The 14,817-nt window shown below is 70.7% G+C and carries 16 protein-coding genes; 12 read left to right on the top strand and 4 right to left on the bottom strand.

All coding sequences use genetic code 11. The features are described from left to right. Nucleotides 1-55: 55 nt before the first annotated feature. Both ABZ420_RS01950 and ABZ420_RS01945 read right to left on the bottom strand, forming a co-directional pair. Nucleotides 56-490 (bottom strand): ferritin-like domain-containing protein, encoded by a 435-nt coding sequence (locus tag ABZ420_RS01950; RefSeq protein WP_357116130.1) that lies wholly within the window; start codon nucleotides 488-490, stop codon nucleotides 56-58. Next, a complete protein-coding gene (locus tag ABZ420_RS01945) occupies nucleotides 487-1,083 on the bottom strand; it encodes a hypothetical protein (RefSeq protein WP_357116128.1) in 597 nt (198 codons plus the stop codon). Before ABZ420_RS01945 ends, ABZ420_RS01950 begins: the two co-directional genes overlap by 4 nt. 161 nt (nucleotides 1,084-1,244) lie before the next feature. Here ABZ420_RS01945 and rimP point away from each other — a divergent pair, with 161 nt between their 5' ends. From rimP to ABZ420_RS01885, 12 genes are all read left to right on the top strand, one after another. Next, the gene (gene rimP, locus ABZ420_RS01940; RefSeq protein WP_357116126.1) at nucleotides 1,245-1,910 is read left to right on the top strand and encodes a ribosome maturation factor RimP; all 666 of its coding nucleotides are present in this window, start codon (nucleotides 1,245-1,247) and stop codon (nucleotides 1,908-1,910) included. Continuing rightward, on the top strand, nucleotides 1,907-2,935 hold the full coding sequence (gene nusA / locus ABZ420_RS01935) for a transcription termination factor NusA (RefSeq protein WP_357116124.1): 1,029 nt from the start codon (nucleotides 1,907-1,909) through the stop codon (nucleotides 2,933-2,935). Before rimP ends, nusA begins: the two co-directional genes overlap by 4 nt. 122 nt (nucleotides 2,936-3,057) lie before the next feature. Next, nucleotides 3,058-3,390, top strand: a complete 333-nt coding sequence (locus ABZ420_RS01930) for a YlxR family protein (RefSeq protein WP_357116122.1) — start codon at nucleotides 3,058-3,060, stop codon at nucleotides 3,388-3,390. Between the two features lie 108 nt (nucleotides 3,391-3,498). Beyond that, complete coding sequence (infB, locus tag ABZ420_RS01925) at nucleotides 3,499-6,522, top strand: translation initiation factor IF-2 (protein ID WP_357116120.1); 3,024 nt, start codon at nucleotides 3,499-3,501, stop codon at nucleotides 6,520-6,522. 74 nt (nucleotides 6,523-6,596) lie between these two features. Then, nucleotides 6,597-6,887 (top strand): DUF503 domain-containing protein, encoded by a 291-nt coding sequence (locus tag ABZ420_RS01920; RefSeq protein ID WP_040868135.1) that lies wholly within the window; start codon nucleotides 6,597-6,599, stop codon nucleotides 6,885-6,887. Between the two features lie 98 nt (nucleotides 6,888-6,985). Beyond that, complete coding sequence (gene rbfA, locus ABZ420_RS01915) at nucleotides 6,986-7,429, top strand: 30S ribosome-binding factor RbfA (RefSeq protein ID WP_040868103.1); 444 nt, start codon at nucleotides 6,986-6,988, stop codon at nucleotides 7,427-7,429. Between the two features lie 13 nt (nucleotides 7,430-7,442). Then, nucleotides 7,443-8,444 (top strand): bifunctional oligoribonuclease/PAP phosphatase NrnA, encoded by a 1,002-nt coding sequence (locus ABZ420_RS01910; RefSeq protein WP_357116118.1) that lies wholly within the window; start codon nucleotides 7,443-7,445, stop codon nucleotides 8,442-8,444. A gap of 260 nt (nucleotides 8,445-8,704) precedes the next feature. Beyond that, nucleotides 8,705-10,030: an MATE family efflux transporter gene (locus ABZ420_RS01905; protein WP_357116457.1), complete on the top strand. Its 1,326-nt coding sequence runs from the start codon at nucleotides 8,705-8,707 to the stop codon at nucleotides 10,028-10,030. A gap of 56 nt (nucleotides 10,031-10,086) precedes the next feature. Further along, complete coding sequence (locus ABZ420_RS01900) at nucleotides 10,087-11,046, top strand: metallophosphoesterase (RefSeq protein WP_157114307.1); 960 nt, start codon at nucleotides 10,087-10,089, stop codon at nucleotides 11,044-11,046. A 58-nt stretch (nucleotides 11,047-11,104) separates the two neighbouring features. Beyond that, a complete protein-coding gene (gene npt / locus ABZ420_RS01895) occupies nucleotides 11,105-11,773 on the top strand; it encodes a 4'-phosphopantetheinyl transferase Npt (RefSeq protein WP_357116116.1) in 669 nt (222 codons plus the stop codon). Further along, nucleotides 11,773-12,672: a tRNA pseudouridine(55) synthase TruB gene (truB, locus tag ABZ420_RS01890; protein WP_357116114.1), complete on the top strand. Its 900-nt coding sequence runs from the start codon at nucleotides 11,773-11,775 to the stop codon at nucleotides 12,670-12,672. Before npt ends, truB begins: the two co-directional genes overlap by 1 nt. Before the next feature lie 248 nt (nucleotides 12,673-12,920). Next, the gene (locus ABZ420_RS01885) at nucleotides 12,921-13,343 is read left to right on the top strand and encodes an EF-hand domain-containing protein (RefSeq protein WP_357116112.1); all 423 of its coding nucleotides are present in this window, start codon (nucleotides 12,921-12,923) and stop codon (nucleotides 13,341-13,343) included. Between the two features lie 86 nt (nucleotides 13,344-13,429). On the opposite strand, the gene ABZ420_RS01880 is transcribed toward ABZ420_RS01885, so the two are convergent. Both ABZ420_RS01880 and ABZ420_RS01875 read right to left on the bottom strand, forming a co-directional pair. Next, a complete protein-coding gene (locus ABZ420_RS01880; protein ID WP_357116110.1) occupies nucleotides 13,430-14,095 on the bottom strand; it encodes a GntR family transcriptional regulator in 666 nt (221 codons plus the stop codon). Continuing rightward, nucleotides 14,082-14,813: a maleate cis-trans isomerase gene (locus ABZ420_RS01875; protein WP_357116108.1), complete on the bottom strand. Its 732-nt coding sequence runs from the start codon at nucleotides 14,811-14,813 to the stop codon at nucleotides 14,082-14,084. Before ABZ420_RS01875 ends, ABZ420_RS01880 begins: the two co-directional genes overlap by 14 nt. Nucleotides 14,814-14,817 lie beyond the last annotated feature (4 nt).

Raw genomic sequence — 14,817 nt, 5'->3', positions numbered from 1 at the left:
GCCGGGTACCGCACCTGGCCGCCGTTCGCCGCGAGAACGCCTGCGGCGCTTCGGATCAGGCCTTGCCGGGGAACGCGACGGTGGGCGGGTCGGCGCCGAGGATCGACTGCCACGTCGCCAGCCGGACGGCGGCTTCGGTGAGCGCGTCGACACCGGCGCGCCGGATCGCCATGGACGCGGCCCGTTCGACCACCGACCGCCAGGCGACGGCGGTGTCGGACTCGACCGTGACGGCCAGTCGCGCGGCCGAGATCGGATCGGTGACCGGGAACGGCGCCGTGTAGGCCGCGTCGGGCGGCGGCACCGTCGCGCCGCCCAACGCGAGGGCGTCCACGGTGGTGTCGCGCCGGGCGCGGTGCGCGGCGGTGTGCTCGGCGACCAGCCTGGCGCGCTCGGGTGAGGCGTAGGCGGCGATCACGCCGTAGGCGTACACCGCGCCGTATTCGGCGTTCAACGCGTCGGTGAGGGCCCGGCGTTCGTCTTCGGTCATCTCAGCAGCACCCCCGCCTGCACCGCGCAGGCCGCGCTGATCGAGGCGAGCAAGCCTGCCCGGTAGCCGTCGAGGGCGCGGGCCAGATCGGCCGCCGATTTCCGCGACTCGGCCAGCCGCGCCCGCAGCGTCTCGACGCTCGGCGGGGTGTTGGGCGGCACCGCGCTGCCCGAAGCCACGGCCGACGGGCCGGATTCGCTCGCACGGGTGCGGTGCACCGGCTTGGTGCCGTCGGCGTAAACGCCGATGACGCGGTCGATTTCGGAGCGCAAGGCGTCGGCGTGCGCGGTGCGCTCGGCCGCGATCGCCGTCAACGCGGCGTGGCGGTCGGGTGCGACGGCGATGGCCGCGGTCGCCGCCGCGGCGTCGGCGCGGGCCGCGACCTCCTGTGCGGCAAGGGGATCCGGTTCATGGATCACGTCGTCGCCGGTGCAGCCCGCCGCGGCGCCGAGGGCGAGCACGCCCACCGTCGCACCGCCCGCGAGACGGATCGCGCTGCGACGATCCAGGGCGTCGGCGCGCGGCTCGTGCCGGTCGGAGGGCATGCCGGTAGTGCGCCCGGCACGCGGCGGGGCGGGAAGGCGGATGGGCACGGCACCATCGTGCCAGACTCACGGGGCGCCGCCGGACGAGCGGTGGTCGTGGCGTGCGTACTCCTCGACCACTGGTCCTTTACACTCTCGTGGCGCGTTACGCTAGACCTTTGGTAGAGAATTTTCCCACCGCGTCACAACTGAACCAGGAGCCGCCCCACATGCCGATGCCGACCGAGGAAAGGGTGAGCCAGCTCTTAGCTGGTCTCGTCGAACGCCGAGGATTCGACCTCGAGGGCGTCGAGATCTCGACGGCGGGCACGCGCGTGGACGCGCAGGCTCGGGTGCAGGTGACCGTGGATCGCGACACCTCCGATCTGGACGCGCTCGCGAGTCTCAGCACGGAGCTGTCGGAGCTGCTGGACGACGCGGGGGAGTTCGGCGAGACGCCCTACCTGCTGGAAGTCACCACCCCCGGCATCGATCGCCCGCTGACCGCCGACCGGCACTGGCGGCGGGCGCGCGGCCGGAAGGTGCGCGTCACGCTGCGCGAAGGCGCGCAGCCGCCGGAGCGGTCGGCGACCTTCGAGGCCAGGGTCGGCGCGCTCACCGGTGACTCGGTGGCGCTGGTGCTCGGCGGCAAACGCGACCCGCACCGCGTGACTGTCCCGCTCGCCGACATCGCCACCGCCGTCGTCCAAGTCGAGTTCTCCCCGCCCGGCGCGCGGGAGCTGGAACTCGCCGGCGGAGTCGTTCCGGGGCGGCCCGCTCCGGGCCAGGAAGACACGGTGGCGGTCGACGACGCCGCGCAGCACCCAGGAACACCGAATGCACTGTCCGAATCCGTAACAGCGTCCGATTCGCCGACCGAAGGGATCGTGGAATGAACATCGAAATCGAAGCCCTGCGCGCGATCGTCGCCGACAAGGGGATCTCGATCGAGACCGTGATCTCCGCGATCGAGTCGGCGCTGCTCACCGCGTACCGCCACACCGAGGGCCACCAGCCCAACGCGCGCATCGACATCAACCAGCGGACCGGCGTGGTCCGGGTGATGGCGCGAGAACTGGACGCCGACGGCAACGTGATCTCCGAATGGGACGACACCCCGGAGGGGTTCGGCCGGATCGCGGCGACCACCGCCAGGCAGGTGGTGCTCCAGCGGCTGCGCGACGCCGAGAACGAGAAGTCCTTCGGCGAGTTCTCCACCCACGAGGGCGACATCGTCGGCGGTGTGGTGCAGCGCGACGCGCGCGCCAACGCCCGCGGCACCGTCGTGGTGCGCATCGGCAGCGAGTTGCACGGCACGGAGGGGCTGATCCCGCCCGCCGAGCAGGTGCCCGGCGAGACCTACGAGCACGGCGACCGGATCAAGTGCTACGTGGTCGGGGTCTCCCGTGGTCAGCGCGGACCGCAGATCACGCTGTCGCGCACCCACCCGAATCTGGTGCGGCGCCTGTTCGCGCTGGAGGTGCCGGAGATCGCCGACGGCTCGGTGGAGATCGTGGCCGTCGCGCGCGAGGCGGGCCACCGCTCCAAGATCGCCGTGCGCACCACGGTGCCCGGCGTCAACGCCAAGGGCGCCTGTATCGGGCCGATGGGGCAACGCGTGCGCAACGTGATGAGCGAACTGGCCGGCGAGAAGATCGACATCATCGACTACGCCGAGGATCCCGCGACCTTCGTGGGCAACGCGCTCTCGCCGTCGAAAGTGGTTTCGGTCACAATTGTCGACGCCGAGGCCAGGGCGGCCCGCGTCGTAGTGCCCGATTTCCAGCTTTCCCTGGCGATCGGCAAGGAGGGGCAGAACGCCCGCCTGGCCGCGCGGCTGACCGGCTGGCGCATCGATATCCGCAGCGACGCCGCCCCTGACATGGGCGGATCCGTGCGAACGGAGGCGCATCGGAGTTGACCGGAGCCCCCTCGCGGAGTGCTCGGGATGACATGTTCGTAACTTCCGCGGGGGAGGGGTTCGGCGTTACGGGCGTGGCAGCGGTAGAGTGGTCCAAGGTTCAGTCCGAGCCCTCGGCTCCAATGCCCGACCGCACCACCGAGCAGCACCCGGCGCCCCAGCGCCGAGCCGCTCCGGTACGGACGTGTATCGGGTGCCGGAAGCGCGAACTGGCCGGCGATCTGTTGCGGATCGTGGCTCGGGACCTCGAGGCCGGCGACGGCTCTCAGGTCATCGAGATCGTTCCCGATCCGCGGCGCAGACTTCCCGGACGGGGTGCCTGGCTGCACCCCCTTTCGGCTTGTCTGCGCGCGGCAGAGCGGCGCCGAGCGATCGGCAGAGCACTACGAGTGTCCGGACATCTGGATATCTCAGCCCTGGAGCATTACCTCGAGAACAGGCACGAGCACTCATGAGCACACCGTGAAGTACCAACGATGAACGTCCATCGGAGATAACCCGAGGTCGTGCGGGCCGCCGTCCCCAGAACGGTGGAGCTGCTCGACCTCTCAGTGAGGAGAGCAGTGGCAGGCAAGGCCCGCGTGCACGAGTTGGCTAAAGAACTCGGTGTCACGAGCAAGGAACTACTCGCAACGCTCAAGGAGCAAGGCGAGTTCGTGAAGTCGGCGTCCTCGACGGTGGAAGCTCCCGTCGCGCGCCGGCTGCGTGAGTCGTTCGCGACCAAATCCGCCCCGTCGAACGGCAACAAGTCGGGTGCGCGTCCCGGCCCGTCCGGCCGTCCGGCCCCCAAGCCCGCGGGCGGTGGCCCGCGTCCCGGTCCCCGTCCGTCCACGCCTACGTCGGCGCCGACCGCGCAGGAGACCGTCGTTCCCGCCGCGCGTACCGGCGAATCCCCGGCCGTGAAGCCGGGCCCCGCCGCGCGTCCGGGGCCTGCGCCGTCGCCCAAGCCCCCCGTCCAGGAATCGGTCGCCCCACAGGCCGCCGCGGCCTCCGGCGCGACCGCGAGTTCCGCCCCCGCCCCGGCCGGTCCACGGCCGACGCCGGGCGGCCCGCGTCCCGGGCAGCAGCAGCGTCCCGGCGCCCCCTCCCAGGGCGGTCAGCGCCAGGGTGGCGCCGCGTCCGGTCCGCGTCCGGGGCCGAAGACCCCGCGCGTCGGTAACAACCCCTACTCGTCGGCTCCCGAGCGTCCCGCGCCGCGTCCGGCCCCCGGTCAGGGTGGCCCGCGTCCGGGTCCGGCTCAGGGCGGTCCGCGTCCGGGTCCGGCTCAGGGTGGCCCGCGTCCGGGTCCGGCTCAGGGTGGCCCGCGTCCGGCCCCCGGTCAGGGTGGTCCGCGTCCGGCCCCCGGTCAGGGTGGTCCGCGTCCCGGCGGCCCGCGTCCGAGCCCCGGCTCGATGCCGCCCCGTCCGAATCCCGGCGCGATGCCGTCGCGTGCGGCTCGTCCGGGTGGCGCCGGAGGCCCCGGCGCCGGTCGTCCCGGTCGCCCCGGTGGCGCCGGTGCGGGTCGTCCCGGCGGTGGCGGCGGCGGTGGCGGCTACCGCGGTGGCGGTGGCGGCGCCCCTGGTGCGGGTGCCGGTGCGCCCGGTGCCGGTGGCGGCGCGGCCGGTGGTTTCCGCGGTCGTCCCGGCGGCGGTGGCGGCGGTCGTCCGGGTGGTCCCGGTGGCCGCGGTGGTGCGGCAGGCGCGTTCGGCCGTCCCGGTGGCGCTCCCCGTCGTGGCCGCAAGTCGAAGCGGCAGAAGCGGCAAGAGTACGACTCGATGCAGGCGCCCGCCGTCGGCGGCGTGCGGCTGCCGCGCGGCAACGGCGAGATCATCCGGCTCGCCCGCGGCGCGTCGCTGTCGGACTTCGCGGAGAAGATCGACGCGAACCCGGCCGCGCTGGTCCAGGCCCTGTTCAACCTCGGTGAGATGGTCACCGCGACCCAGTCGGTGAACGACGAGACCCTCGAGCTGCTCGGCGGCGAGATGAACTACGTCGTCCACGTGGTCAGCCCCGAGGACGAGGACCGCGAGCTGCTGGAGTCGTTCGACCTCACCTACGGCGAGGACGAGGGCGGCGAGGAAGACCTCGAACAGCGTCCGCCGGTGGTGACCGTCATGGGTCACGTCGACCACGGTAAAACCCGACTGCTGGACACCATCCGCAAGGCGAACGTCCGCGAGGGCGAGGCCGGTGGCATCACCCAGCACATCGGCGCCTACCAGGTGCTCACCCATCTGGGCGACGAGGACCGGCTCATCACCTTCATCGACACCCCCGGTCACGAGGCGTTCACCGCCATGCGTGCCCGCGGTGCGAAGGCCACCGACATCGCGATCCTGGTGGTCGCCGCCGACGACGGCGTCATGCCGCAGACGGTGGAGGCGATCAACCACGCGCAGGCGGCCGACGTGCCGATCGTGGTGGCGGTCAACAAGATCGACAAGGAAGGCGCGAACCCGCAGAAGGTTCGTCAGCAGCTCACCGAGTACGGCCTGGTCGCCGAGGAATACGGCGGCGAGACCATGTTCGTCGACATCTCCGCCAGGCAGAACATCAACATCGATGCGCTGCTCGAGGCGGTCCTGCTGACCGCGGACGCGGCGCTGGACCTGCGGGCGAACCCGGACATGGACGCGCAGGGTGTGGCCATCGAGGCGCACCTCGACCGCGGTCGGGGCCCGGTGGCGACCGTGCTGATCCAGCGCGGCACCCTGCGGGTCGGCGACTCGATCGTGGCGGGAGACGCCTACGGCCGCGTGCGCCGGATGGTCGACGAGCACGGCGACGACGTCGAGGCGGCATTGCCGTCGCGGCCCGTCCAGGTGGTCGGCTTCACGTCGGTGCCCGGCGCCGGTGACAACCTGCTCGTGGTCGACGAGGACCGGATCGCCCGGCAGATCGCCGACCGGCGCAATGCGCGCAAGCGCAACGCGCTGGCCGCACGCAGCCGCAAGCGGATCAGCCTGGAAGATCTGGATGCCGCGCTGAAGGAGACCAGCGAGCTGAACCTGATCCTCAAGGGCGACAACTCGGGTACGGTCGAGGCTCTCGAGGAGGCGCTGCTCCAGATCCAGGTGGGCGACGAGGTGCGTCTGCGGGTGATCGACCGCGGCGTCGGTGGCGTCACCGAGACCAACGTCAACCTGGCTTCGGCGTCGAACGCGATCATCATCGGATTCAACGTCCGCGCCGAGGGCAAGGCCACCGAGCTGGCCAACCGCGAGGGTGTCGACATCCGGTACTACTCGGTGATCTACCAGGCCATCGACGAGATCGAGAAGGCCCTCAAGGGCATGCTCAAGCCGATCTACGAAGAGGTCGAGCTGGGCCGGGCCGAGATCAGGGCGATCTTCCGTTCGTCGAAGATCGGCAACATCGCCGGTTGCATGGTCACGTCGGGTTCGGTCAAGCGCAACGCCAAGGCGCGCCTACTCCGCGACAACGTGGTGATCGCCGAGACGACGACGATCTCGTCGCTGCGCCGGGAGAAGGACGACGTCACCGAGGTTCGCGAGGGCTTCGAATGCGGTATGACGGTCACCTACTCCGATATCAAGGAAGGCGACATCATCGAGGCCTACGAGCTGCGCGAGAAGCCGCGCGACTGATAGACCGAGACGAATCCGGACGCCGCGCGACGTGCGCGGCGTCCGGCCGGTCTTCCTGACAGGGGAGGGTGTGGGTGTACCTGGGTGCACTGGAGTTCGACCTGCTGCTCGGCGATGTGCATTCACTGAAACAGAAGCGCTCGGTGATCCGGCCGATTCTGGCCGAATTGCAGCGCTTCGGTGTGAGTGCCGCCGAAGGTGGGGAACACGATCTATACCGTCGCTCGCTACTGGGCGTGGCCATGGTCAGCGCAGGCATGGATCACCTGACCGAGGTGCTGGACAAATGTGAACGGCACGTCGCGTCGCGTCCGGAGTTACAGTTGCTGGCGGTGCGCCGCCGGATCTTCGGGCCCGAAGACTGACCGGCGCAGCGACGGCGCGGAGGACGGAGCTCCGGTGGCGACACCGGTCCGCGCTCCGACCGCCATCGAACAGAGTTGATAGTGAGGAGGAAACGGCCATGGTGGACCAAGCCAGGGCACGCCGACTCGCCAAGCGGATCTCCTCGATCGTCGCGACCGCGATCGAATACGAGGTGAAGGACCCGCGGCTGCGTTTCGTGACCATCACCGACGCCAAGGTCACCGGCGATCTCCGGGAGGCGACGGTGTACTACACCGTGATGGGCGAAACCCTCGACGCCGAGCCCGATTACGAAGGTGCGGCGATCGGCCTGGAGAAGGCCAAGGGTGTCCTGCGCTCCAAGGTGGGCGCGGGAACGGGGGTCAAGTTCACCCCGACGCTGGCATTCGTACTGGACACCGTGCCCGACGCGGCACGGCAGATGGAGGAACTGCTCGCCAGGGCGCGGGCCGCGGACGACGAGGTCGCCAAGGTGGCCGCCACGGCCAGGCCCGCGGGTGACGCCGACCCCTACAAGGTCGAACGCGACACCGACGAGTGACATGCGGTAGTCGATGACGACGATGCGGGAAACGGCCGATCTGGATGTGGCCGTGGCGGCGTTGGACGCCGCGCGCTCGGTGACCATCGTCTGCCATGTGCAGCCCGATGCGGACACCGTAGGTAGTGGTCTCGCGCTGGCGCTGGTGCTGCACCGGCGCGGGATCCCGGTGCAGGTGTCCTTCGCCGAACCGGCGGAGTTACCCGGGTCGATGCGCTCGCTGCCCGGCGTGCGGCACCTGGTGGCGCCCGCCGAGGTGCGTGCCGAGGTGGACCTGCTGATCGCGGTCGACTGCGGCAGCGCGACCCGGTTGGGCGCGCTCGTCGACCGATTGCCCGGCGCCGCAACGACGATGGTGATCGATCACCATCGGTCGAACACCTCCTTCGGGGCGATCAACGTGGTCGATCCCAGCGCCGAGTCCACCACGAGCCTCGTCGCGCGGGTGCTCGACGCGTGGGGCGTGCCGATCGACGCGGATGTCGCGCATTGCCTCTATGCCGGTCTGGTCACCGACACCGGCTCGTTCCGGTGGGTGCGGCCGGGTACCCACGAACTCGCGGAACGGCTGCTGGCCACCGGAATCGACGGCGCGGACATCGCTCGCACCTTGATGGACACCCACCCTTTCGGGTGGCTGCCCATGTTGTCGCGGGTGCTGGGCACGGCGCAGCTCGTTCCGGAGGTCCGCGGCGGTGTGGGGCTGGTGTACGCGTTCGTGCGTCGCGACGACATCGACGACGTGCGGTCGGAGGAAGTCGAGAGCGTGATCGACATCGTGCGCACGACCGCCGAAGCCGGAATCGCCGCGGTATTCAAGCAATCCCGCGTCGCGCCGGACCGGTGGACGGTGTCGCTGCGCTCGCGCGACAGCGGATCGTTCGCGGGCGACGGGGTGGACGTCGCGGAGGTGGCGACAGCGCTGGGCGGCGGCGGCCACCGTTTCGCCGCCGGATACACCGCGTACGGCACGCCCGGCGATCTGGTCGGTGCGCTGCTGGCCGCCCTCGGATGAGGCATGGCCGTCGGTAGCGGCGCCGTGCCGGTGCGCCCGTGCGGTGGCTGTGACGTCGTCGGGGGGTCGCCCCGCCCGTCCGGAAGCGCGGGTCGGGCGAGGTCTGCCGCACGCTGCCGTGGTTGTCCGTGGGGCGTGCCGAGGTGGAGCGCGAGCGGAACGACGGTGGTTCCGGGGAGGTGTTCGTGAACGCGCAGGGTTGCGGCGGCGCGGAGATCGGTGACCCGGCTTCGCTCGTAAATGGGACGGAGCCTGCACGGGTGGACCGTGCCGCCGCTGCCGGACCGAAGCGCATTCTCGGCATCGCGTTGCCTACCCTCGGTGTGCTGGTGGCCGAACCGATCTACCTGCTGTTCGATCTGGCCGTGGTCGGCAGGCTCGGGGCGCTCGCGCTGGCCGGTCTGGCCGTCGGCGGGCTGATTCTGGCGCAGACGAGTTCGCAGCTGACCTTCCTGTCCTACGGCACCACCGCGCGCTCGGCGCGTCGGCACGGCGCGGGCGACCACGGGGGAGCCGTCGCCGAAGGTGTGCAGGCCAGCTGGATCGCGGTCGCCGTCGGCGTCGCGATCCTCGTGCTGGTCCAGGCGTTCGCCGTACCGGTGACCAGCGCCATCGCGGGTGGTGGGGAGATCGCGGGAGAAGCGCTGGGCTGGGTGCGGATCGCCCTGTTCGGCGTGCCGCTGATCCTGCTGTCCATGGCCGGGAACGGGTGGATGCGTGGCGTCCAGGAGACGCGCAGGCCGTTGGTCTTCGTGGTCGCCGGACTCGCGGTGTCGGGCGTGCTCTGCCCCGCGCTGGTGCACGGACTGTTCGGCGCGCCGCACCTGGGCCTGCCCGGCTCCGCCGTGGCGAACGTGGCGGGGCAGATCGTCACTGCCGTCCTGTTCCTCGACGCGCTGATCCGCGAACGGGTTCCGCTCGCCCCACATCGGTCGGTCATGCGGGCCCAACTCGTGCTCGGGCGCGACCTCATCGCCCGCAGCTTCGCCTTCCAGGCGTGCTTCGTCTCGGCGGCGGCGGTCGCCGCGCGTTTCGGCGCCGCGTCGGTAGCGGCCCACCAGTTGGTGCTGCAACTGTGGAACTTCCTGGCGCTGGCACTGGACGCGCTGGCCATCGCCGCGCAGACGCTCACCGGCGCCGCTCTCGGCGCGGGTGACGCCACCGGCGCCCGCGGGATCGCGCGGCGCGTGACCCGCTGGTCGGAGATCTTCAGCCTCGCGCTCGCCGCCTGCTTCGCGGCGGGAGCGGTGGCGATTCCCGCGCTGTTCACCGAAGACGCCGAAGTGCTCGAGCGCACCCACGTGGTGTGGTGGTTCTTCGTCGCGCTCATTCCGGTGGCGGGCATCGTCTTCGCCCTCGACGGCGTGCTGCTCGGTGCGGGCGACGCGGCGTATCTGCGTACCACCACACTCGGTGCGGCAATGCTCGGTTTCCTGCCCGCCATCTGGATGTCGCTGGCCTTCGACTGGGGCGTCGCCGGAATCTGGTCCGGTCTCGGGGCGTTCATGCTGTTGCGGCTGATCGCCGTCGCGTGGCGGGTGCTGTCGGGCCGGTGGGCCTCGGTCGGCGCCGAGATGCCGAGGTGACCGACACCCCTCGGCCGGTGCGCGCGAATCCGGACGGATGTGCCAAGGTAGGTGTGGTGATACCCAAGTTGATGGCGGTGAGCGACATTCATGTCGGGCACCAGGGGAATCGGCCGGTCGTTGAGCAGATCAAGGCGGACTCGCCGGAGGACTGGCTCATCGTGGCCGGCGACGTGGGGGAGAAGACCGAGGACATCCGGTGGGCACTGGAGCTGCTGCGCCGCCGGTTCGCCAAGGTGATCTGGGTGCCGGGCAATCACGAGCTGTGGACGACGGCAAAGGACCCGGTGCAGATGTCCGGGGTGGCACGCTACGACTACTTGGTGTCGATGTGCCGTGACCTCGACGTCCTCACGCCGGAGGACCCCTTTCCGGTATGGCGGGGCGCGGGCGCCGAGGAGCACGGCGGTGCGGTCACGCTGGCGCCGATGTTCCTGCTGTACGACTACTCGTTCCTGCCGGAGGGAGCCACCACCAAGGCGGAGGGTCTGGCGATCGCCCGCGAACGCAACGTGGTGGCGACCGACGAATTCCTGCTCTCGCCGGAGCCGTATCTGACCAGGGACGCGTGGTGCCACGCCCGGGTGCAGGTGACCAAGCGCAAGCTCGACGCGCTCGCCCCCGATACCCCGGTCGTCCTGATCAACCACTTCCCCCTGGTCCGGCAGCCGACGGACGTGCTGTTCTACCCCGAGTTCGCGCTGTGGTGCGGCACCGAGCTGACCGCGGACTGGCACACCCGCTACAACGTGGTCTGCTCGGTCTACGGCCACCTGCACATCCCGCGCACCTCGCACTACGACGGCGTCCGGTTCGAGGAGGTCTCGCTGGGCTACCCGCGCGAATGGCAGCGCCGCGGCCTGCCCGAGCGGTTGCTGCGCCAGATCCTGCCGACCCCGCAGTACCCGCCGGGCACGCTGAACAAGTGGGGCGGGCACTTCCAGGTGACTCCCGAGATGGAAGCCGCCGCCGCGGAGATGCGCAGCAAAGCGCAGCAGCGGCGCGGACTGGCATAGTCGCGCCGCACATGGCGCTGCGATCCCGTCCAGTGGGGCTCGACTACGCTCGTCGGTGATGATCGAGAACATTCTGCCCACGGGTGTGGCCTCGGCCGAACTGCTGGCGTACCCGGAGGATCTGCGGCCGCATCCGGCGGAGGAGCATCTCATCGCCAAGTCGGTGGAGAAGCGGCGCCGTGACTTCATCGGCGCGCGGCACTGCGCCCGGCTGGCGCTCACGCAGCTCGGCGAGCCGCCGGTCGCCATCGGCAAAGGCGAGCGCGGCGCTCCGGTCTTTCCGCGCGGGATCGTCGGCAGCCTGACCCACTGTGACGGCTACCAGGCCGCCGCGCTGGGCCACAAGCTGCGGTTCCGTTCCATCGGCATCGACGCCGAGCCGCACGCCACATTGCCGGACGGCGTACTGGACTCGGTCAGCCTGCCGCCGGAACGGGAGTGGCTGAAGACAACCGATTCCGAATTGCACCTGGACCGGTTGCTGTTCTGCGCCAAAGAGGCCACCTACAAGGCGTGGTTCCCGCTGACTCTGCGCTGGCTCGGCTTCGAGGACGCGCACATCACGTTCGAGATCGAGGAAGGCTCTGCCGATTCCGGGCGCGGCAGCTTCCATACCGAACTGTTGGTGCCGGGGCAGACCACCGACGGAGGCACGCCACTGCTCTCGTTCGAGGGCCGTTGGCTGATCACCGACGGGTACATCCTGACCGCGATCGCGCACGCCTGATGGACGGACTCGGCGGGCTGCTCGTCATCGACAAGGCCGGTGGCTGGACCAGCCACGACGTCGTCGCGAAATGCCGGAAGCTGCTGCGCACCAAGAAGATCGGCCACGCGGGCACCCTCGACCCGATGGCGACCGGCCTGCTCGTGCTCGGTGTGGAGCGCGCGACCAAACTGCTCGGCCTGCTCACCCTGACGACCAAGGCGTACACCGCGACCATCCGGCTCGGGCAGGCGACCAGCACCGACGACGCCGAGGGCGAGGTGCTCACGACCACCTCGTCCGTTCACCTCACCGACGACGACATCGCCGCGCGCACAGCCGACCTCACCGGGAACATCGACCAGGTGCCTGCCACCGTGAGCGCGATCAAGGTGAACGGTGAGCGCGCCTATGCCCGTCACCGCGCGGGCGAAGACGTGCAGCTGGCCGCCCGCCCGATCACGGTGTCGCGGTTCGACGTGCTCGCCCGGCGCGATATCGGCGATTTCGCCGACCTGGACGTGGTGGTCGAATGCTCCTCGGGCACCTATGTGCGGGCGCTGGCCCGTGATCTCGGCGCAGCCCTGGGCGTGGGCGGCCACCTGACCGCGCTGCGCCGAACCAGGGTCGGGCCGTTCACCCTCGAGCACGCCCGCGCCCTGGACGAGCTGGCCGCCGCCGCGGAATCGGGCGCGCCGCCGCTGAGCCTCGACATGGACGCCGCGGTCCGCACCGCCTTCCCGCACCGGGACATCGACGATACGCAAGCCGACGACCTGCGCAACGGCCGCTGGCTCGCCCCGGCCGGGCTTTCCGGCGTCTATGCCGCCATCGACCCGGCAGGCCGCGCCATCGCCCTGCTGCGGGAGTCCGGTAATCGCGCGTCCTCGGTGATGGTCGTCCGTCCGGCCAACCTTTGATCCATGCTGGTGGTGCCGACCTGCTCGACCGGGTCGTGGATGCGCCGACCCCCGGCCGCTTGCTCGACGACGTGCAAATGCCCCCTTGCCGATGCCGCAGGATCACACCCTCGTCCGCTGATCCCGTACCAGCTCGGCTCCTGTCCCTGTCGCAGTTCCGGTAAGCCCTGTCGCGCAGAAGATTCCGTACAGTGTGGGGTGGTCGCCGGCGGCGGCCGTGGTCGGTAGTGGCGGCGAAGGTAGCGGGCATGAGTGATGGACCGGTGGACACGTTCGCGTTGTGGGACCGGGACGGGGACGGACTCGTTTCGGTGCAGGACATCACGGCGGGTATCCGGGCGCTCGGTCTGGAGGTGGACGACGCGGCGGTGGAACGGCTGGTCGCGGCCGCCGACACCGACGGCGACTTCCTGGTCTCGCGCGCCGAATTCGACGCCGCGCTGGCGGGCGGGCGCATCGAGGTGACCGACGCCGACGCCGCGTTCAAGGTCTTCGACGTCAACGGCGACGGCCGCATCTCCGTCGAGGAACTCGAATCGCTCATCCGTCACTGCGGCGCGGGCCGGATCGACGAACCGGCGGACGCCTTGCTGGCCGCTGCCGACACCGATGGCGACGGCTATCTCTCGCTGCCGGAATTCCGCGCGCTGCTGGAATTTCTCTCCCGATAGCGACGTGGGAGCCGCGTGGCCGCGCAGCCGGACGTAGGTCCGTCGAACCGGTCCGCGCCGTCTGAGCGAAGGCGCGGCAGCCGGGTCTAGCCGCCGATCTGGTGGCGCAGGCGCTGCACGGCGTCGTCCATGTGCTCCACGAGCAGGGCCCGGGCGCGCGCGGGGTCGGCGGTGCCGATCGCCTCGCGCAGGTCGACGTGTTCCCGGGCCTGTTCCCGCAGATCCGGGTAGGTGGTCTGCAAGGCGCCCAGGCACATTCGCGTCTCGATCAGCAAGGTGCGGGCCGCGCGCACCAGCCGCGGACTGGCGGCGCTCTCCACCAGCGCCTCGTGGAAGGCCTGGTCGGCCTCGGATACCCCCACGGCGTCACCGCGTTCGGCGCAGGCGACCATCTCCTCGACGCTGGGCCCGAGCGCCTCGTAGGCGATCGGGCGGCGGCCGTCGAGGATCAGATCCAGCGCGCCGCCCTCCAGCGCCGTCCTGGCGCGGTAGATGTCGACGACGTCGTCGAGGCTCAGTTCGATGACGAAGATGCCGCGGTGGCGGATGCTGTGCAGCAGGCCCTCGGACACCAAGCGCTGCATCGCCTCGCGCACCGGCCCGCGTGAGACCGCGAATTGCGCGGCCAGGTCGGCTTCGCCGAGCTGCGAGCCGGGCGCGAGACTGCCGCGCATGATCGCCTCGCGGAGCCGATCGGCGATCATCTCCGCGGTCGACTGCCGATTCACCGGCTCGAAATCAACGACGGACATCGATCTGCCTTTCCGCGAACAACGTGCCGAGGCCGGGAACGACCGGCTCGGCGCCGGCCAGCCGCAGACCCGCCCAGATGGTGACCTGATTGGCTGTGAGCACCGGTTTGCCCAGCGTAGCCTCGAGGTCCGGCAGCACCGCCATGGTGTGCATCGCGGTGTCGGGGATGAGCAGGGCCTGCGCACCGGCGTGGTCGTTGTCCGCGGCCAGCCGCAGCACCTGGGCCGGGGTGAGGGTGCCGACCTCGGCGGCGGTGTCGATGCCCGCGCTGGACATCGAGACGACGTCGATCCCCGCCTGGGCGAGGAATTCCACGAACAGCCGGGCGACTTCGTCGGGATAGCTGGCGGCGATGGCGACGGTGCGCAGTCCGAGCGCGTGCACGACGTCGGCGAACGCGATGCTGGTGCTGGTCGCGGGCACGCCCGCGACTTCGGCCAGCGCGCGCACCTGGTCGCGGGCGCCCTCGGGCCCGTGGACGAAACTGCCGGACGTGCAGGCCCACACGATCGCGTCGGGGCGGTGCCGGGCGAGCAAGGAGGCGCCGAGGCGCAGTTTCTCGGGGCTGCCCAGCTCGAGCAGTTCGGGCACGGCGTGCAGATCGGTGCCGTAGATGTGGGCCACCGGAAGGTGCGCGCCGATCGCCGCCGCCGCGAGCGGGTAGTCGTCCTCGGCGGCGTGGTCGGGGTAGATGAAACCGACGGTGGGTGCGTCCATGCGA

It is taken from the genome of Nocardia sp. NPDC005745 (genome assembly GCF_040630775.1).
Taxonomy (GTDB): domain Bacteria; phylum Actinomycetota; class Actinomycetes; order Mycobacteriales; family Mycobacteriaceae; genus Nocardia.
The sequence above is the reverse complement of the archived record's forward strand: the minus strand, read 5'-3'. Positions and strand labels throughout refer to the sequence as shown.

Coding starts and splice junctions, on each gene's coding strand:
- ABZ420_RS01950 (WP_357116130.1), bottom strand. CDS start 490: ATGACCGAAGACGAACGCCGGGCCCTCACCGACGCGTTGAACGCCGAA.
- rimP (WP_357116126.1), top strand. CDS start 1,245: ATGCCGATGCCGACCGAGGAAAGGGTGAGCCAGCTCTTAGCTGGTCTC.
- nusA (WP_357116124.1), top strand. CDS start 1,907: ATGAACATCGAAATCGAAGCCCTGCGCGCGATCGTCGCCGACAAGGGG.
- ABZ420_RS01930 (WP_357116122.1), top strand. CDS start 3,058: ATGCCCGACCGCACCACCGAGCAGCACCCGGCGCCCCAGCGCCGAGCC.
- rbfA (WP_040868103.1), top strand. CDS start 6,986: ATGGTGGACCAAGCCAGGGCACGCCGACTCGCCAAGCGGATCTCCTCG.
- ABZ420_RS01910 (WP_357116118.1), top strand. CDS start 7,443: ATGACGACGATGCGGGAAACGGCCGATCTGGATGTGGCCGTGGCGGCG.
- npt (WP_357116116.1), top strand. CDS start 11,105: ATGATCGAGAACATTCTGCCCACGGGTGTGGCCTCGGCCGAACTGCTG.
- truB (WP_357116114.1), top strand. CDS start 11,773: ATGGACGGACTCGGCGGGCTGCTCGTCATCGACAAGGCCGGTGGCTGG.
- ABZ420_RS01885 (WP_357116112.1), top strand. CDS start 12,921: ATGAGTGATGGACCGGTGGACACGTTCGCGTTGTGGGACCGGGACGGG.
- ABZ420_RS01880 (WP_357116110.1), bottom strand. CDS start 14,095: ATGTCCGTCGTTGATTTCGAGCCGGTGAATCGGCAGTCGACCGCGGAG.
- ABZ420_RS01875 (WP_357116108.1), bottom strand. CDS start 14,813: ATGGACGCACCCACCGTCGGTTTCATCTACCCCGACCACGCCGCCGAG.